We start from the raw sequence: 1,849 nt of genomic DNA on the forward strand, positions 1-1,849 counted from the left end.
CGCAGCGGCGACGCGGGTGTCGAGGAGTTCCTCGACCTCGCGCACGTCAAGCCGAACACGCTCGGCAACACCAGGATGCTGAAGGCCCTCAACTAACCTGGAACCATGCCCCGTCACTCCGCCGCCGTCTATCGTCGTCGGCGACTGGTGCTGCTGATCGCGGTGATCCTCATCGTCGCCGTCATCGGCACGTCGGTGTGGCTTCTCGTCGCGCGCCCCTGGGCGAATGCGGCCGAGCCCGCGCCGTCTCCGAGCGCGTCGGCTTCTTCATCGCCGGCATCCTCCCCGACACCAGACCCGTCGGCCGGCGAGTCTCCGGCGCCCGAGCCGTCGAGCGAGGAGACCCCCGGGATCGTCGCCTGCGAGGCGCGAGATGTCACGGTCACGGCCGTCACCGATGCCGATTCATACCAGTCGGGCGAGCTGCCGAAGCTGTCGATCTCGCTCACGAACCGCGGCGATGCCGACTGCGCGATCGATGTCGGCTCGACCACCCAGGTGTTCACGGTGTCGAGCGGCTCGGACGTCTGGTGGCGCTCGACCGACTGCCAGGAGAACCCGAGCAGCATGATCGCCACCCTCGCCGCGGGCGCGACCGTGACGAGCAAGGTGCCCGTGGTGTGGGACCGCACCCGCTCGAGCGTCGAGACCTGTGACCAGGAGAATCGTCCTCGCGCTGCAGCCGGCGGCTCGTCGTACCACGTGTCTGTCGAGATCGGCGGCTTCACGGCTGCGACGACGAAGCAGATCCTGCTCTATTGAGGCCAGAACTAGCCAAAGGTCTTGAATACAGTTCTGAACTCAGTTTCGGGTGACACCGCGAATTCTTTGGGATACCATTGGAGCGACCCTCGCAGACTTGCGGCGCATGCCATCCCCAGTGGCGTCGAGCTCAGCGTCCCCAGCGCTTCGACACTGCCGCCCGAGGGTCCGTGGGCCCTCTCGAACACCCCAGTCCCCACTGGAGGAGTCGGGAGGGCCCCTTTCTTTTCCGTCCGGCTTCGGGGCGAGTCCTCGGCTCGGGCTGAATATGCTGGATGCATGGCAGCGAAGAAGTCGAAGTCCGCGAAGAGCAAGCCCGCCCCCGAGGATTTCCGGTCGGATGCTCTCGCGCAGGCTCTGGAGAAGCAGGACATCGCCGCGGTCGCACTGGCCCTTCGCCACGGCACCACCGTCGTGCCGCTGGTCAAGCCGGGGGCGCGCGACAACCCGCTCGACAGCGGTGAGGTGTGGACCTACCGCGACCCGAAGTCGGGCGATCTGGCGCTGCTGCTGTTCAGCGACGCGAAGAACAAGCCCGACAACCTCCCGCCCGGCGTCGGCATCTACACCGCCGAGTGGCTGCGCAAGTTCCTGGGCGCGCATCCGATCACCACGGTCTTCCTCGACATCGCGGGTCCGCATCCGATGCAGGCATCGCCCGACGAGATCCTCAAGGCGCTCGACGCCTGAGTCGCGGTGCCGTGCGTACGCGTGCCCGGCTGGGCGCATAGCGACGGGCGCGGATCAGAACGGGGGGATGTCGGCCTCGTTGCGCCGAGTGGTGTTGCGTGAACGGACATCGTTGAGCGCGGCGCGGAGCGTCTTCGAGCGATCGTCGACCACCTGCTCGTAGCCGAGTCGCGCGGCCTCCGACCGACGCTGAGCCGACTGCGTCACGGGGCGGATCTCGCCGGCGAGGCTGAGCTCGCCGACCGCGGCGACCGTGCGCGGCACCGAGATCTGCTGGATCGACCCCGCCACGGCGATCGCGATCGCGAGGTCGGCTGCCGGCTCGGTGAACCGCACCCCTCCGACGGTCGAGACGTAGACGTCGAGGTTGCTCGTCTTGATCAGCGCGCGTCGCTCG

General features: G+C 67.9%; 3 protein-coding genes and 1 pseudogene. 3 read left to right on the forward strand and 1 reads right to left on the reverse strand.

Features of this window, described 5'->3' with window-relative positions; genetic code table 11:
- From J7E68_RS19930 to J7E68_RS15110, 3 genes and pseudogenes are all read left to right on the forward strand, one after another.
- A pseudogene (locus tag J7E68_RS19930) lies at window positions 1-96 on the forward strand (N-acetylglutamate synthase); the annotation flags it as partial.
- A 9-nt stretch (window positions 97-105) separates the two neighbouring features.
- Window positions 106-762: a hypothetical protein gene (locus J7E68_RS15105; protein ID WP_215173949.1), complete on the forward strand. Its 657-nt coding sequence runs from the start codon at window positions 106-108 to the stop codon at window positions 760-762.
- Between the two features lie 279 nt (window positions 763-1,041).
- Window positions 1,042-1,452, forward strand: coding sequence for a dehydrogenase (locus J7E68_RS15110; protein WP_215173951.1), 411 nt, complete (start codon window positions 1,042-1,044; stop codon window positions 1,450-1,452).
- A gap of 54 nt (window positions 1,453-1,506) precedes the next feature.
- On the opposite strand, the gene J7E68_RS15115 is transcribed toward J7E68_RS15110, so the two are convergent.
- The coding region (locus J7E68_RS15115; RefSeq protein WP_285225493.1) for a magnesium chelatase domain-containing protein at window positions 1,507-1,849 on the reverse strand (343 nt) is incomplete at its 5' end.

It is taken from the genome of Microbacterium sp. ISL-103 (assembly GCF_018613995.1).
Taxonomy (GTDB): Bacteria; Actinomycetota; Actinomycetes; order Actinomycetales; family Microbacteriaceae; genus Microbacterium.